The sequence below is a fragment of the Sporosarcina sp. NCCP-2716 genome (assembly GCF_023707985.1).
Lineage (GTDB): Bacteria > Bacillota > Bacilli > Bacillales_A > Planococcaceae > Sporosarcina.
The window spans coordinates 87,484-103,550 of sequence record NZ_BRCF01000003.1 but is presented as its reverse complement, the minus strand read 5'-3'; the positions used below and the strand labels follow the sequence as shown (position 1 = coordinate 103,550).

The window sequence follows — 16,067 nt, the reverse complement described above, 5'->3', positions numbered from 1 at the left end:
CTGACTTTAAGGGCTGAAATTGCGAGCAAATGATTGAAACGCTTACATGCGTGTGCTATGATACATGTAATAACAAATCCTGAAGTGTTCGTTATTTGCCAGACAGTTTTGACCGAACACTAAAATCGTCGGGAGCCTTGGTTCTTGTCATGATGACACGCCTGTCATGGGACCTCAGAAGTGAGAAGACCGGGCACCCACCTGCAATGTGCGGGTTCAAAACGATATACCAAAGACGGCACATTCGGGATTTGTTTCAACGTTTGACGATCCACCCCTTGGCATCCGTGCTGAGGGGTTTTTACTTTTGACAAGGAAAGGTTGTTGCATGATGCTGAATCAATTCTCACGAAACGAATTATCGATCGGTAAAGAAGGGATCGGCCGTATGGCGGACACGACCGTCGCCATCCTCGGCGTCGGTGGCGTCGGCTCATTCGCGGCGGAAGCATGCGCGCGCAGCGGCGTCGGCAGGATTATCCTTGTCGACAAGGACGATGTCGATATTACGAACGTCAACCGTCAGCTGGTCGCCTATCTGTCGACCGTCGGACGCCTGAAAGTCGATGTCATGGCGGAACGGATCCGCGACATCAACGAAAACTGCGAAATCATCCCGCTCCACATGTTCTACACTGAAGAGACGGCGGAACAGTTTTTCGATCAGAAGCCCGATTACGTCATCGATGCATCCGATACGATCAGTTACAAAATCGACCTGATCGAACAGTGCCTGGAACGCGGCATCAAGATCATTTCCAGCATGGGGGCCGCCAACAAAATCGATCCGACCCGTTTCCAAATCGCCGACATTTCAAAGACGCACACCGACCCGATCGCAAAAGTAATCCGCACTCGGCTGCGCAAGGCGGGTATTTATAAAGGAGTGCCTGTCGTCTTTTCGGATGAAAGCCCGATCATCGTCCGCGAAGATGTCGTCGAAACAGTCGGCAAGCCGGACGCCGCCATCCGCAAAGCGAAGATGCCGCCCGCCTCAAATGCCTACTGCCCATCCGTCGCCGGCCTCATCGCCGCGAGCTGGGTGCTCAACGATATCACGGCCGATATCCCGCTCCAGCGGGTGAATGATAAGAAATGATTGGTGGGTTGGTGGGGGAGTGTGCTCATAAAATGCTGGAAGCGCTCATAAATCTGGGAAAACGCTCATAAAATGCTGGAAACGCTCATAAATCTTGAATAGCGCTCATAAATCTCAAAAAGCGCTCATAAACCCGGGAAAACGCTCATAAATCCCAAAAAGCGCTCATAAACCCAGCACCCAACCCATCCCGCCAAACAAAAAAAGCATGACCGGAGATCACACCCCGGCCATGCTTTTTCATTTCCGTTTCCGATACTCCGCAGTCCACGCGAGCACTTTCTCAAATGCTTCGTCAACCGTCGCAGCGTCGATCACAGTCTTCAGCTCGTCCTCCACTTTACCCGTCGAATAGCGGTACCGCGGATCGTAGTAATGCTCGAGCAGCAGAAGTGTTGCGGTCTCGTAATCTCGATCTTCAAGCGCGGTCCCGATCTCTTTTGCAATCGGCACGTGTATGCGCCGCCGGATCTGTTCGAATGCATGCGTGAACTGCCCCGGCTGCTCCCACGGTTTGTAGTCGTCGAGCGTCAGCCGCACCCGTTCTTCGATCGGCAGTCGGATGATCAGCTGGCGGCTCGACTCCTTCTTGTCATACAGGAAGCCGGGCATCGTCACTTTGCCGATCCGTTTGCTCTCGCCTTCGATGAACACATACGGCTCTGCAGCCGTCCGTTTCAGCTCATGCAGAAGCAAAGACTCGAAGTTCTTCTGGTTGTTCGCTTTCAGGCCGATCTGGCCGAATATCGAACCCCGGTGTCCGGCGAGCCGTTCCAGGTCGACAGTCGGCTGTCCGGCCGCCGCCAGCTTATGCAGGATGACCGTCTTGCCCGAACCGGTATAGCCGTTCAGCACGATCAGTTCCGGTTTGTAATCCATCTGCTCGAGCTGTTCGACGACCCACTGCCGGTACGTCCGGATGCCGCCTGTCAGCCGGTTCGCATGGATGCCCATCAGGTCGAGCACAGTGGCCGCCGTCTTGCTGCGCATGCCGCCGCGCCAGCAGAAGACCGTCATAGGTGTCTCGATCGCCTGGAACTGGCCGATGAAATCAGGAAGCTTGGCCGAAAAGATTTCGAGCCCCCGTTTCTTCGCTTCCGCCTGACCTACCTTTTTATAGATCGTACCGACCTCCGCCCGTTCGTCATCGTCGAACACGGGAATGTTCAGGCTGCCGGGGATGCTCGCTTCCGAAAACTCCTTCGGTGAACGGACATCGATCAGCGTATGGGCGCCGGCGCTGTGTACTTCCATCAGATCGCGTAAACTAATATCTCGAAACATGCTTGCACCTTCTTATCGGACTGTAATATGTCCAGGATGGTCGGACGTCACGCCGCCGATACGTTTTGCATCGACGCCGTTGTTCTGCAGGGCTATGAGCAGGGCGTTCGCGTCTTCTGCGGACACCGAGATCAGCAGACCGCCTGACGTCACGGCGTCACAGAGAACCCATTGGTCGATCTGGCCAAGCCGGGGATCGAACGTCACATCGCCTTCCAAGTGGGCGAAGTTATTTTTCGTGCCGCCTGGGACATGGCCTTCTTGCGCCAATTCTTTCGCGCGCGGCAGGACCGGTACTTCATCGGCTTCGATGACGATACCGGCATCGCTGCCTTTCGCCATTTCGGATGTGTGGCCGAGCAGACCGAACCCTGTCACGTCAGTCACAGCATGTACATCGAAGTCAGCCATCGTTTCAGCTGCCGTTTTGTTCAGCGTCGTCATGACTGCCGTCACATCGCGGATCTCGTCATCGGACAATTTGCCGTGTTTCAATGAAGTGGTATAGATGCCCACTCCGATCGGCTTCGTTAGTAGCAGGACATCGCCAGGTTTCGCGCCTGCGTTGGCCCGGACCTTATCAGGATGCACCGTACCGGTCACCGCCAGTCCGAATTTCGGCTCCTGGTCGTCGATCGAGTGGCCGCCGACGAGCGCAACTCCCGCTTCTTTCAGCTTATCACCGGCTCCGCGGAGGATCTCCGTCAAAATGGTTTTGTCGAGTGCCGCAATAGGGAATGCTACGATATTAAGGGCAGTGATCGGTGTGCCGCCCATCGCATATACGTCGCTGATCGCATTGGTGGCTGCGATCTGACCGAAATCATACGGGTCATCGACGATCGGAGTGAAGAAATCGAGCGTCTGGACGATGGCCAGGTCGTCGGTCAGCTTGTATACGCCAGCGTCATCGCTCGTATCGAGCCCGACGAGCAAGTTCGGATTCGGCGCAGCAGGGGGCAGTGTGCGGAGCACGTCAGCCAGATCGGCAGGGCCGATCTTACAGCCGCAGCCGCCTTTTTTCGTCAGGGTCGTCAGTCTTACAGAAGGTTTCATTGATACTCGCCTCACAGTTCATATAGTTTGTTCAGTAAGCCGAATGCCATTTCGGACAGCTTGCTACTCTTCAGTTTATCATAAAAGGGAAGGTCTTCTCCTGTCTGACCTACTGAGGGGCAGGAGCAACAGGGAAGTGGAGCTGTGAAATACTGGTTCAAGTAACCTTACAGGAGGGAATCAACATGGAAAAATATGAAATGATCATCGGACAGGCCGACTTCGGTGAGGGACTGGCGACGATACCGGTCGTCAATCCGTTCACGCTGGAGCCGATATTCGAAGTGCCGAACGGCGGTGCTGATGAAGCGGTGCGCGCAGTGGACGCGGCGCAAGGAGCGTTCCCTGCATGGGCGGCGCTGTCAGCGTATGAGCGGAGTGCCCTGATCATGAAGTGGCACGCACTGATCGAGCGCGACTGTGAGGAGCTCGGCAGGACGATGACGGAGGAACAGGGCAAACCGCTCGCTGAAGCGATCGGTGAAATCGACTATGCAAATGGCTTCAACGCTTGGTATGCCGAAGAAGGCAAGCGGCTGTACGGCGAAACGATCCCGGCAACCCAGCAGAATAAGCGGCTGTTCGTCCACAGACAGCCCGTCGGTGTCGTTGCTGCGATCACGCCGTGGAACTTCCCGGCAGCGATGATCACCCGCAAAGTGGCACCGGCGCTTGCTGTCGGCTGCACAGTGGTGATCAAACCATCACGCCAGACACCTGTCACTGCCATCAAACTCGTCCGGCTGGCGCTGGAAGCGGGGATCCCGGAAGGCGTCGTCAACGTCGTCACCGGCGACTCGGGCGCCATCTCGGATGCATGGCTGGAAGACGACCGGGTAAAGAAGATCACATTCACAGGATCCACGGAAGTCGGCCGGGAGCTCATGGCGAAAGCCGCGGCCACCGTCAAGAAACTATCGCTAGAGCTCGGCGGCCTGGCGCCTGCGATCGTCATGGAAGACAGCGACCTCGACAAGGCGGCGGACGGCGTGATCGCGACGAAATTCAGGAATGCCGGCCAGACGTGCGTCTGCGCGAACAGGGTCTACGTCCAGGAGTCGGTTGCCAAGGAGTTCACTGAGAAGCTGAATGAGCGGGTTAGAAGTTTGAAAACCGGCAGCGGACTTGCGGAAGGGACGAAGATCGGTCCGCTCATCGACGAACGGGCGGTCGCCAAAGTGGAGCGGCATGTCGCCGATGCCGTCGGAAAAGGAGCGATCGCTGTCATGGGAGGACGGCGTGAGGGAGGGCTGATCTTTGAACCTACCGTTCTGACAGGTGTGACGGACGACATGATCTCTATGCATGAGGAGACATTCGGCCCCGTCGTCCCGCTTGCGACGTTCAAGACGGAAGAAGAGGCGATCCGCCGGGCGAACGACACGATTTACGGACTTGCCGCCTATGTCTTCACAGAAAACTTGAGCCGCGGCATCCGGATGAGCGAGCAGCTCGAATATGGGATCGTCGGGTTGAACGACGGCGCTCCGTCCACGCCGCAGGCTCCGTTCGGCGGCTTCAAACAGAGTGGTCTCGGGCGGGAAGGCGGCCGCCAGGGCATCGAGGAGTTCGTCGAAGTGAAATACATCTCCGTCGGACTATAACGAAAAAAGCAAGCGCAGCAGAATAGGCTGCGCTTGCTTTTTCAATTCATCAGATGAGCAGATCGAACAGCATACTGTCATGCTTCACTTCCGTGAACGGGAAACCGTTCTCGTGCATCCTCTCAACGAGTCCGCCGAAATCCTCGGGGCTCTTCAACTCAATGCCGACGAGCGCCGGACCGTTCTCCTTGTTATTCTTCTTCGTATATTCGAACGTCGTGATATCATCATCCGGACCGAGCACGTTATCAAGGAACTGACGCAGAGCGCCTGCACGCTGCGGGAAGTTGACGATGAAATAATAGAGCAGCCCCTGATGAATGAGTGATTTTTCCTTGATCTCCTGCATGCGGCCGATGTCATTGTTGCCGCCGCTTATTACGACAACGACTGTTTTCCCGCGGATCTCTTCCCGGTACAGATCGAGTGCAGCAACAGGAAGGGCGCCAGCAGGTTCAGCGATGATCGCATGCTTGTTATATAGGTCGAGGATGGCCGTACACACTTTGCCTTCAGGGACAGGGACGACTTCATCGACCAGCTCAAAGCAGATATCGAATGTCTTCTGACCCGGACATTTGACTGCCGCGCCATCCACGAACTTATCGATCTCCGGCAGGGCGGTGCGTGTACAGTTATCGAACGACGCCCGCATGCTCGCAGCTCCTGCCGGCTCCACGCCGATCATCCGCGTCATCGGGGACAGATTTTTCACGTATGTACTCATGCCCGCCATGAGACCGCCGCCGCCGATACTCGCGAAGACGTAGTCGACTGTCTCTTCGATGTCGTTCATAATTTCAACCGCAACGGTCGCCTGACCCGCAATAATATCGAAATCGTCGAATGGATGTATGAAGATACGGCCTTCTTCCTCTGTGCAGCGGGTCGCTTCTTCGAACGAATCGTCGAACGTATCACCGGTCAGTACGATCTCGACGGACCCTTTCCCAAACATCTCCACTTGGTCCACTTTCTGTTTTGGTGTGGGGAGCGGCATGAAGATCTTGGCGTCGATGCCGAGCTCGGCGCAGGCATAGGCAACTCCTTGCGCATGGTTGCCGGCGCTCGCACAGACGACGCCTTTCTGACGAGCCTGTTCCTCGATGCTTTTCACCTTGTAATAGGCGCCGCGCAGCTTGAACGAACGGATGACCTGCAGATCCTCCCGCTTGATGTAGACCGTGCACCCATACTCATTCGACAGGCGGTCGTTTTTCTGGAGCGGCGTATGGACGACCACTTCCTTCAGCACTTGATTGGCAATCAGGATATCCTCGATCCCCAAATGCTTTTTCGCTTTTTCCTGAACGTTTGTCACGCTGTTCGTCCTCCTCGGCTACTGGCATTTTTAAATGGTACCACGTCAATAGCCGGGAAACAACCGTTAAATCTAAATTATTAGAACATTTAAACGGGGACGAATATGTAAGCGTTTTCTTAATGAAAACCGACGGACGGAAAAAGCGGCCACCTGTAGAAGGGTGCCGCTTTCCGGTTCAGTCATCCTGATTTGACAATGCCGCATCCAGCTTCTTGTAAATCCGGAGCAATGCCTCCTGTTCATCAGCCGAAATGTGTGAAAACACTTCACGGCGGACTTCGATTCCGTCGTTATACGCTTTGCCGACGACAGACCGTCCTTTGTCGGTGATGGACAGATATTTCGTCCGTTTGTCGTTTTCTGCTTGTCGGCGTTCGATGAGCTGCTGTTTCGTCAGTTTGGTCGACAGGTGTGTCAGCGAAGCAGGCGTATAGTTCAACTTTTTTGCAATATCGGAAGGCCGGCTTTCTCCTTCGTTGATCAATTCCTGCAGGACGAGGATATGGGAAATGCCTAAGTCGTTATCTGATCGCTGCTGCCATCGCACCACCAATTGATAGGATACTTTCTCGATTGTGTGCAGTAACTCGAATATGTTCTTTTCATTCATAAGGAAACCTCCAGTTTTTACGATGAACATACACTATTTAAATCTTAAAACTAATTTAGATGACCAGTGTACCATATTTCATCCATTTACAGAAATAACATGCGGACTCTTCGAAAGTCGTCGCGTCTGCCGATACAAAAGGGGGCAATCTTGAAGGTTGTGTGACATCTATATAGGGATATAGTATTCACCCACTAAGTGTAGTACAGTAACAAGTAGGAAAGTCACATTATAGGTTTCATTGAAAGAGGTATTATGGATCATGAAAATGACACGGTCACTAACATTCCAGCTCGGCAGTCTGATCATCGGCATTCTGGTCGTCATGCTTGCGATCACGTCAGTCGCAACGTACAAAACAGCCTATGACAAACTGTTCGACGCAGCAGGCATCGAAGCATATGGCTGTGCCAATATCACGACGGGGCTCATCCTGCCGGAAGATATGGACAAAGTCCTCGCGGATGATGCGGACGCACAAGAGAAAGTCGGAAAGCAGCTCAACTGGACGACAGAACATAAGAAAATCTTTGAGACTCAGTACATCGTCAAGCTCGACGGCACGATTGCTGCGCTCGATGACAACTTGAAAGCGAGAGGATTCAAACCTGGAGACGAGTTCCATATCGACAAAGAAGCGATCGCCATGCTTCAGGAGATGAAGCACCCGACGTATTCGAAAGCGTACACATTCGCTGGCATGAAACGGCTGTCGGGCTACGCACCGATCTTCAAGGATCAGGATCCGAACAAGGAAGTCATCGCCGTCAGCGTCATCGACTTCGATGCCTCCATCGTTTCAGGCCGGACGTGGGATGTCGTCAGGAACGGCATCCTCGTCAGCATCATTCCGCTGCTGATCGCCGCGCTGCTAACACTGTTCCTTGTACGGAAGAAAACGAAACCGATCTCTTCTCTGATCGAGCATTCGAAACAGCTTGCGTCCGGGAACTTGGCGATTCCTGACGTACAGGTCACGAGCCGTGACGAAGTCGGGGATCTCGGCCTGACACTGAACACACTTGCCGGTAACTTACGCAAAGTGATCGGCACGGTCAAATCGACCTCCTCGAAACTGTCGCTCAGCACCGCACAGACGTCCGATTCACTGAACGAGATGCAGGGTGCCGCCCACATGGTGTCCGAAAACATCAACGAAACGGCCAGTTCAGTAGCGGACGGGACGGAAAGCGCAGAGCAAGTGGCGAAACTGATCCAGAACCTGGCGGCCGATCTCCGCGTGGCTGACCAACGGGCGGAAAAAGCGACGGAGATCTCGAATAATACGATGATCCTCTCAGAAGAAGGCAGGGAGCGCGCAGTCCTGCTTGACGAAGACATGAAAAAGATCCAGCAGTCCGCCCACTCGACCCAAACAGCGATCGAAGGGCTCGTCGGCTCGGCGAAGAAGATCCAGCTCATCACCGAGTCGATCTCCGATATCGCAGCGCAGACGAACCTGCTTGCGCTCAACGCATCCATCGAAGCGGCGCGAGCAGGTGAGCACGGCAAAGGGTTCGCTGTCGTAGCGGACGAAGTGAGACGCCTCGCAGAGCAGTCGAACGAGGACGTCCAGCAAGTCGGACAGCTCATCAAGGACATTTCAGCGAGTATCGAAGACGTCGTCCGTTCCACAACGGAAAGCGGGGGCCTCATCGAAACAGGATCCGCGACCGTCCGCCAGACAGCGGACACGCTCGGCGGTATTTCGTCAGCGGTCGAAGACACGGTGGCCGAAGTGGCTGCGATCTCCGGCAGCCTGATGCGGGAATCCAAGCTGTCCGAGGAAGCCGAAGCGCATATCCGCCTGCTGGCCGACGCCATCCGGGCCATCGAGGATATGGCCGCTAACATTTCGGCATCCGGGGAAGAGACGTCCGCGTCGATCTCAGAAGTCGCACAGCAGTCCGACGAAATGAAACGGCTTGCCGAAGAACTTGACGCCAGCATCCGTATCTTCCGGATGGACTTACAGGCACCGGAAAAAGACTGAATCGGGAAAGCAGCCGTCGATGGCTGCTTTTTTTGCCGGATCGGTTTTTTGTAAAATCAGAACACAGCCGAATTAGGTGATATGTGATATAATAGAGCAGTATAAAATTCTTGTTCTGAGGAGTTATCGACATGCTAAAAGACTTTTTTATCGGCCTTTCTCAAAACCAAATGCTGAACAGCGCAGCAAAAAAGTACGGGTTGAAAATGGGTGCCCAAAACGTAGTGGCAGGCACCAATATTCCTGAAACGATCGAAAGCATCCGCGAATTGAATGCTCACGGGATTTCGTGCACCGTCGATAATCTCGGCGAGTTCGTCTACAGCCGTGAAGAAGCGACAGCTGCGAAAGAGCAGATCCTCGATGTCATCGAAGCGATCCACGAAAACGGCGTTGACGCTACCATCTCGCTGAAGCCTTCCCAGCTCGGTCTCGACATCGACCAGGACTTCTGCGAAGAGAATTTGCGGGAAATCGTGAAAAAAGCGAACGAATATGATATTTTCGTCAACTTCGATATGGAAGACTATGCCCGCCTGAAGCCGTCATTCGACTTGCTGGATGACCTGGCGAAAGAATACAAAAACGTCGGCACTGTCATCCAGGCGTATTTCTTCGAAGCGGAAGACTACATGAAAACCCACAAGGATTTCCGTCTCCGTATCGTCAAAGGCGCCTACAAGGAATCGCCGGCTGTTGCCTACCAGGACAAGGCCGATATCGATGAAAACTTCGTCAAACTGATCGAATGGCACTTGCTGAACGGGAAGTTTACATCGATCGCAACTCACGACCACCACGTGATCAATCACGTCAAACAGTTCGTCAAAGACAACGACATCTCGTTCGACAAATTCGAATTCCAGATGCTGTACGGCTTCCGCCGCGAACTTCAATTGGAACTCGCGAAAGAAGGCTATAACTTCACGACGTACGTACCGTTCGGCCAGGACTGGTACGGGTACTTCATGCGCCGCCTTGCGGAACGCCCGCAAAACTTGAACCTCGTCGTCAAACAAGTGTTCAACAAGAAGACGAACACGATGATCGGACTGGCAGCAGGTGCATTCGCACTCGGCCGTCTGACGAAAAAAGGCAAGTGATCTAAACTGCATACAAAAAGCTGCATCCCTGTCAGTGGTTACTGGACTGACAGGGATGCAGCTTTTTTCACTGGACAAAAAGAAGGAAGTAGAGGAGCATACCGGCCAGGCCTACCGGAACACCGAACACCGCCCATTCCCTGCTCGTGATGGACAATTTGCCGGCCGCGATAATATTCGGGATGTTCCCCGGAATCAGCATGCCGCCGCTGATGATCAGTCCCATGAGGATGGCGCGCACTGTTGCCGCCTCCATCGACGGGTTCAATTCGATCGATGCCAATGTGGCATTGTCTAGAACGGCTGAAATCATATTCGCCCAATACAGGAATGCCGGGCTCCTTCCGTCGAGCAGATGCCCGAGGAGAGGGGCGAATCCTGCCCCTAAAAAGCCGAGTGCCATGACGAACACATAGACTTGGCCGCTCCGCGCGGCGATGGCGTGCCATGTCTCTTTTACCGGCAGCGTCCGGGAAATGTGACGTGGCGGTCGTACAAGTACGGCGGCCGCCGCGGCGATGACGGCGAGTGCCAGGAGGACGTCCTCCCCGAGGAGACGGAACAGGAAGAAGAACGATTCGCCGAGGCGGCTCGTTGCTATTGTCGAAAGCGGTTCGCCGAGCGGAGTCAGAACTGCCCCGAGTCCGATGGAATAGCACGAAAGGATCACCAGGCGTATTTGGGAGCGCCGGTCATAGTCCAGCAGGCTGACGACCGATACGAGCAGGACAGCGGCGATGATCGCTGTGATGACGCTCGAAGCCAGTCCGATGCTGAACACGAAAAGGGCGGTGAACAGACGGGAAGGGAGGTGCTGTTCCGTGAAACGCACCGCCCGTCCGAACGGTGCCTGGCCAATCCGGAACAGGACGCCTGCTGCGAAGACGGCAACCGTGATTGCGACCGGTTCCTTTGCTGAGGAAACCAGCAATTCCGCACTCCACGAGCCCGAGACGAGGACAGCGGCCAGTCCGAGCCAGAACAGATAGAACTCCAAATACCGTTCCGCGAATTTGGACAGGAACGGTCCCGCAAGCACCGCAGCCAGTAACACGACGAGCACCATAGTCATCCGCACACCCCCTCGTTCCGCCGATAGATTGTCATTCAGCTTATGCCGGCACTGCGGGATTCATCACCAAAAGAAAACGGCCCCCCATATCGGGAGACCGTTTGCAGTGAAATGGATCAGTGAACGCCTTTCATGTAACGCGAAATGATCGGGGAGACGAAGAAGACGATGATCGACAGGACAATCGCAACGCCTCCGATGATACCGAAGTACAGCATTTCGGTATCAGGCGAATAGAGCTTGACGAGCTGTGCGTTCAACGCCTGCGCCGCAGCGTTCGACAGGAACCAGAGGCTCATCGTCTGTGCAGTGAAAGCGGATGGCGCAAGTTTCGTCGTAGCCGACAGGCCGACCGGTGAAATACACAGCTCCCCGAGAACAAGCGTGAAGATACTGAGTGCGAGCCAGATCGGGCTGACCAGCGAATCCGTACCGCTCATTACGCCCGGCAGCAGAATGACGATAAACGAAATCCCCGCGAACAGCAGGCCGAGCGAGAACTTATGCGGGATGGACGGCTGGCGGTCGCCGAGCTTCACCCACAGCCACGCAAAGACTGGCGCAAAGATGATGATGAACAGCGGGTTCAGTGACTGGAACCATGCCGGGGACAAGTGGATTCCGAGGAAGTCCAGGTTTGTCCGTGTATCCGCGTACAGTGCCAGGATCGTCGAGCCCTGCTCAGCGATCGACCAGAACATGACCGCTGTCAGGAACAGCGGGATGTACGCAAGTACGCGTGATTTTTCATCCGCATTCGTTTTCGGGCTGCGGTACATGATGATGAAGTACGCCGCCGGGATGGCGAAGCCGAGAATCCCGACAAGTGCTGTGAACGAATTCAGCGTCAAGTAGCCGGTAGGAATGGCAATGGCAACAAGTATTGCCAATACAATCACAGCAATTCCGACAATTTTGATCGTAGTCTTTTTCTCTTGCGGTGACAGCGGGTTGGCGACATACGTTCCGGCAAGTCCGAGGTTCTTTTTCTTTGTCAGGACAAACATGACAAGACCGAAGAACATCCCGACAGCCGCAAGTGCGAACCCTAAGTGGAAGTTATACTCCGTACCAATCGTCCCTGCAGTGAGCGGGGCGATGAAACTACCGAGGTTGATACCCATATAGAAGATGCTGAATCCGGCATCCTGGCGGTTGTCGCCTTCCGGGTAGATATCGCCGACCATACTTGAAACGTTCGGTTTCAGAAGTCCGGTACCGATGACGATGAGCGCCATGGAGATGAACAGCATCCCGAGGTTGCCCGGCAGTGACAGGACAATGTGGCCGAGCATTATGAAAATTCCGCCTATGAAGACAGAACGTGACGTGCCGAGTACACGGTCCGCCAGCCAGCCGCCGATGATCCCCGACATGTAGACGAGTGATCCATACAGCGAGACGACGGCAAGTGCTGTGCCTTTGTCGATGCCGAGGCCGCCTTTAGAAACTTCATAGTACATATAGAATACAAGGATAGCCCGCATTCCGTAGTAAGAAAAGCGCTCCCAGAATTCAGTGAAGAACAACGAAAACAATCCTTTAGGATGACCGAAGAAGCCTTTTTGCGGAACGCTTTCCACGATCTCCTTTTTTGACAGCTGTGACATTCTAAATCCTCCTTTTACGTATGAAGAATATAGTACCACTTCTAGAGCTAGTCTGAAAATAATTTATTCGAAAATAAATTAAGTCTTACTTTGCTGACTTGGTAGAGTTTTACGGTAATTTGAATAGATAGAATTGGCGGATTTAGTTATCCTTGAATAGTAAAAGTGTTAGACCTGTCAAAACCGTTCTATTTCTGTAAAAGTGCTTTCAAATGAGTTATCATAAAGGGAGCAGGTTATAGAATGGAAGTGTTTGCATGAGTCAGATGATCATAGAGAACCTCACCAAAACGGTGGGCGATAAAACGCTCTTCCGTTCAGTGAACATGACAATAGGAACTGGAGAGAAGGCAGGTCTGGTCGGTATCAATGGTACAGGGAAATCGACACTGCTGTCCATCATCGCAGGTCAGGAGGACGCGGATACCTTTTCTTTCGATCACCCGAACCAATACCGGATCGCTTATTTGCCGCAGTCCCCTGAATCGGATCCCGGCCTGACCGTCATGGAAGCCGTCTTCCAAAGCGATGCACCGATCATCCAGCTCAATCTGAATTACGAGCACGCCCTGCAGGCGCTGACAGCACATCCGGACTCGGAAGATCTGCAAAACCGGTTCGCAGCACTGCAGCTGGAGATGGACCGGCAGAATGCGTGGGACCTGAATGCGCAAGCACGTACGATCCTCTCGAAACTTGGCATCCAGACATACGACAAACGGATGGGCGAGTTGTCCGGGGGGCAGCAGAAGCGCGTCATGCTCGCGAAAACGCTGATCGAACCGGCGGATCTGCTGCTGCTGGATGAGCCGACGAACCATCTCGACGTGGCATCGATCACCTGGCTGCAGGATTTCCTGCGGACCGCACCCGGCGCTGTGCTGTTCGTGACGCACGACCGGTATTTCCTGGACGCCGTCGCAAGCTCGATCTTCGAACTGGCGGATAAGCGGCTCTACGCCCACAACGGGAACTACGGCGACTTCCTGGAAGCGAAGGCGCTGCGGGAAGAGATGGATGAAGCGACGGCGGATAAACTGAAAAACCGCTACCGCACGGAACTCAAGTGGATCCGGCGGGGAGCGAAGGCGCGTTCCACGAAACAGAAAGCGCGGATCGGCCGCTTTGGGGAACTGGAACAACAAGTGAAAAGCGGTACGTCGAAAGAGGAACTGGAAGTCGCACTCAAGACGACGCGTCTCGGAAAGAAAGTACTCGAAGCGAAGTCCGTATCGAAATCATTCGGCGGCCGACAGATCATCGACGGATTTTCGGCATTGCTGCAATCAGGTGACCGCATTGCAATCGTCGGTCCGAATGGCGCTGGCAAGACGACGCTGCTCAACCTGTTCGCCGGTGTCCTGGAACCTGATTCAGGCGAGATCGACCGCGGAACGACTGTCAGGATCGCCTATTTTCAGCAGCACTTGCCCGAAATGCAGGCAAATCAGCGCATCATCGAGTACATCCGCGAGACGTCGAATGACATCGAAGACGGGGAAGGGAACCGGATTTCGGCGTCCCAGATGCTCGAACGTTTCCTTTTTCCGGCGTCCGTTCACGGCACGCCGGTCGGCAAATTATCGGGAGGCGAGAGGAAGCGTCTTTATCTTCTCAAACTGCTGATGGAACAGCCGAATGTCCTGCTGCTGGACGAACCGACCAATGATCTGGACCTGGAAACGCTGTCTGTCCTCGAGTCATTCATCGATATGTTCCCGGGAGTCGTCCTCACCATCTCCCACGACCGGTTCTTCCTGGACCGGACTGCGGTGAAGTTATGGGTGCTGGACGGCGAAGGCGCTATCGAGACCCTGATCATGCCTTATACCGACTATCTCGCTTCCCGTCCTGCGAAAGAGCCGTCTAAACCGGCCGCCCGCCCGGCTGCTGAAGCAGTCCAGCCGGAGCCGGCAGCTTCCGCAAAGAAGAAAGTGACGTACAAGGATAAGCGTGACTGGGAAACGATCGAGCAAGACATTGAACGCACCGAACAGGCGATCACGGATACGGAACAGGAGATGGCAGCCTGCGGAGCGGATTACGAACGGCTCGCTGCACTGACCGAAACGCTTGCCGAATTGAACGGGACCTACGAACAGCTGATCGAACGCTGGAGTGAACTGGAAGAACTGATGAAGAACTGAGGGAGGGACCGACTGATGAATATTGTCGCCATCGAACCGACACCAAGTCCGAATTCGATGAAAATCGTGGTCGATACTGAACTGCCGATGCTGGAAAGCCATAATTATAAAAAAGAGGATGCCGCCACGGCACCTGAGCCGATCGGCCGGCTGCTGAATGTCAAAGGGGTCAAAGGCATCTATCATGTCATGGACTTCCTGGCAGTCGAACGGGCCGGTAACGTCGCCTGGGAGAATATCCTCGCCGACATCCGGAACGTCTTCAGCGAAGGGACGTCCGGTGAGCTGCTGGAAACCCCGGAAAGTGATGATCATTACGGGGAAGTATATGTGCACGTCCAGACATACAAAGGGATTCCGCTGCAAGTGAAAGTGTTCGACAGTGAGAGTGAAAGCCGCTTTGCGCTGAGCGACCGGTTCGTGCAGGCGATGGAGCGCGTCCACAGCGCGGAAGTCGAGAATTATATCCTGCTGAGGAAATGGGCCGATTACGGCATCCGCTACGGTGAAAAGGGAGAGATCGGTGAGACTGTCGTCAACGAAGTGGAAGCGGCTTACCCGGATGACCGGCTTGCAGCCATCGTCGAAAGTCAGCTCGAGGGGGATACCCATGCGTCACCTGAGAAGAAACCGGTGTCGCTCGATGAGTTCGAAACAGCGGACTGGGAAACCCGGTTCCGCCTGCTCGATCAGATGCCGGACCCGACGACGGCCGATCTGCCGCTGCTCGGACGGGCGCTGGAAGACGAAAAGATGTCCATCCGCCGTCTATCCGCCGTCTATCTCGGCATGGTCGAATCGATTGAGACCGTTCCTTATATCGAAAAGGCGCTGCAGGATAAAAGCTGGGCGGTCCGCCGAACGGCAGGGGACTGCATGAGCGACCTCGGCTTCCCGGAATTCGAAGACGCGGCCATCCGCCTGCTGCAGGACAAGAACAAGCTCGTCCGCTGGCGTGCCGCAATGTTCCTCTATGAAACGGGAACCGATAAAGCACTGCCGGCGCTGCACGCGGCCGAAGAGGATCCGGAATTCGAAGTCAAACTGCAAGTGAGGATGGCCATCGCGCGGATCGAAGAAGGCGAAGACGCCAAAGGTTCGATCTGGAAACAGATGACCGAATTGCGCAGCTCGGAAACCTGATGAACACAAAAAAAGCAGCCAG

12 protein-coding genes and 1 other RNA gene are annotated in these 16,067 nt (G+C 54.5%); 7 read left to right on the top strand and 6 right to left on the bottom strand.

The window, feature by feature from the left end:
* The first annotated feature begins 73 nt into the window (after positions 1–73).
* Both ssrS and NFU03_RS06255 read left to right on the top strand, forming a co-directional pair.
* A non-coding RNA gene (gene ssrS, locus NFU03_RS06260) (6S RNA) lies at positions 74–255 on the top strand.
* Between the two features lie 76 nt (positions 256–331).
* Positions 332–1,099 (top strand): tRNA threonylcarbamoyladenosine dehydratase, encoded by a 768-nt coding sequence (locus tag NFU03_RS06255; protein ID WP_251637092.1) that lies wholly within the window; start codon positions 332–334, stop codon positions 1,097–1,099.
* 240 nt (positions 1,100–1,339) lie between these two features.
* Here NFU03_RS06255 and mnmH read toward each other — a convergent pair whose 3' ends face one another.
* Both mnmH and selD read right to left on the bottom strand, forming a co-directional pair.
* On the bottom strand, positions 1,340–2,383 hold the full coding sequence (gene mnmH, locus NFU03_RS06250) for a tRNA 2-selenouridine(34) synthase MnmH (protein ID WP_251637090.1): 1,044 nt from the start codon (positions 2,381–2,383) through the stop codon (positions 1,340–1,342).
* 12 nt (positions 2,384–2,395) lie between these two features.
* Positions 2,396–3,439, bottom strand: a complete 1,044-nt coding sequence (gene selD, locus NFU03_RS06245) for a selenide, water dikinase SelD (protein ID WP_251637088.1) — start codon at positions 3,437–3,439, stop codon at positions 2,396–2,398.
* A gap of 185 nt (positions 3,440–3,624) precedes the next feature.
* Here selD and NFU03_RS06240 point away from each other — a divergent pair, with 185 nt between their 5' ends.
* Positions 3,625–5,043, top strand: a complete 1,419-nt coding sequence (locus NFU03_RS06240; RefSeq protein WP_285835420.1) for an NAD-dependent succinate-semialdehyde dehydrogenase — start codon at positions 3,625–3,627, stop codon at positions 5,041–5,043.
* A 49-nt stretch (positions 5,044–5,092) separates the two neighbouring features.
* Here NFU03_RS06240 and ilvA read toward each other — a convergent pair whose 3' ends face one another.
* Both ilvA and NFU03_RS06230 read right to left on the bottom strand, forming a co-directional pair.
* A complete protein-coding gene (gene ilvA / locus NFU03_RS06235; protein ID WP_251637086.1) occupies positions 5,093–6,364 on the bottom strand; it encodes a threonine ammonia-lyase IlvA in 1,272 nt (423 codons plus the stop codon).
* A gap of 178 nt (positions 6,365–6,542) precedes the next feature.
* Entirely contained in the window at positions 6,543–6,977 is a 435-nt protein-coding gene (locus tag NFU03_RS06230; RefSeq protein ID WP_251637084.1) for a MarR family winged helix-turn-helix transcriptional regulator, read from the bottom strand.
* 262 nt (positions 6,978–7,239) lie between these two features.
* Here NFU03_RS06230 and NFU03_RS06225 point away from each other — a divergent pair, with 262 nt between their 5' ends.
* The gene (locus NFU03_RS06225) at positions 7,240–8,970 is read left to right on the top strand and encodes a methyl-accepting chemotaxis protein (RefSeq protein WP_251637082.1); all 1,731 of its coding nucleotides are present in this window, start codon (positions 7,240–7,242) and stop codon (positions 8,968–8,970) included.
* Positions 8,971–9,101: 131 nt separating this feature from the next.
* The gene (locus NFU03_RS06220; protein WP_251637080.1) at positions 9,102–10,073 is read left to right on the top strand and encodes a proline dehydrogenase family protein; all 972 of its coding nucleotides are present in this window, start codon (positions 9,102–9,104) and stop codon (positions 10,071–10,073) included.
* Between the two features lie 67 nt (positions 10,074–10,140).
* Here the strand turns inward: NFU03_RS06220 and NFU03_RS06215 are convergent, their stop codons facing one another.
* Both NFU03_RS06215 and NFU03_RS06210 read right to left on the bottom strand, forming a co-directional pair.
* The gene (locus tag NFU03_RS06215) at positions 10,141–11,145 is read right to left on the bottom strand and encodes a DUF1646 family protein (RefSeq protein ID WP_251637078.1); all 1,005 of its coding nucleotides are present in this window, start codon (positions 11,143–11,145) and stop codon (positions 10,141–10,143) included.
* A gap of 116 nt (positions 11,146–11,261) precedes the next feature.
* Entirely contained in the window at positions 11,262–12,755 is a 1,494-nt protein-coding gene (locus NFU03_RS06210; RefSeq protein ID WP_251637076.1) for a peptide MFS transporter, read from the bottom strand.
* Positions 12,756–13,012: 257 nt separating this feature from the next.
* On the opposite strand from NFU03_RS06210, the gene NFU03_RS06205 reads away from it, so the two are divergent.
* Entirely contained in the window at positions 13,013–14,902 is a 1,890-nt protein-coding gene (locus tag NFU03_RS06205; protein ID WP_251637074.1) for an ABC-F family ATP-binding cassette domain-containing protein, read from the top strand.
* A gap of 15 nt (positions 14,903–14,917) precedes the next feature.
* Positions 14,918–16,045, top strand: a complete 1,128-nt coding sequence (locus NFU03_RS06200; protein WP_251637073.1) for a virulence factor — start codon at positions 14,918–14,920, stop codon at positions 16,043–16,045.
* The last annotated feature ends 22 nt before the right edge of the window (positions 16,046–16,067 follow it).

Bases quoted from the DNA above. Each gene is read 5' to 3' on its own strand.
- NFU03_RS06255 (WP_251637092.1), top strand. From the start codon at position 332: ATGCTGAATCAATTCTCACGAAACGAATTATCGATCGGTAAAGAAGGG.
- mnmH (WP_251637090.1), bottom strand. From the start codon at position 2,383: ATGTTTCGAGATATTAGTTTACGCGATCTGATGGAAGTACACAGCGCC.
- selD (WP_251637088.1), bottom strand. From the start codon at position 3,439: ATGAAACCTTCTGTAAGACTGACGACCCTGACGAAAAAAGGCGGCTGC.
- NFU03_RS06240 (WP_285835420.1), top strand. From the start codon at position 3,625: ATGGAAAAATATGAAATGATCATCGGACAGGCCGACTTCGGTGAGGGA.
- NFU03_RS06230 (WP_251637084.1), bottom strand. From the start codon at position 6,977: ATGAATGAAAAGAACATATTCGAGTTACTGCACACAATCGAGAAAGTA.
- NFU03_RS06225 (WP_251637082.1), top strand. From the start codon at position 7,240: ATGAAAATGACACGGTCACTAACATTCCAGCTCGGCAGTCTGATCATC.
- NFU03_RS06220 (WP_251637080.1), top strand. From the start codon at position 9,102: ATGCTAAAAGACTTTTTTATCGGCCTTTCTCAAAACCAAATGCTGAAC.
- NFU03_RS06215 (WP_251637078.1), bottom strand. From the start codon at position 11,145: ATGACTATGGTGCTCGTCGTGTTACTGGCTGCGGTGCTTGCGGGACCG.
- NFU03_RS06210 (WP_251637076.1), bottom strand. From the start codon at position 12,755: ATGTCACAGCTGTCAAAAAAGGAGATCGTGGAAAGCGTTCCGCAAAAA.
- NFU03_RS06205 (WP_251637074.1), top strand. From the start codon at position 13,013: ATGAGTCAGATGATCATAGAGAACCTCACCAAAACGGTGGGCGATAAA.
- NFU03_RS06200 (WP_251637073.1), top strand. From the start codon at position 14,918: ATGAATATTGTCGCCATCGAACCGACACCAAGTCCGAATTCGATGAAA.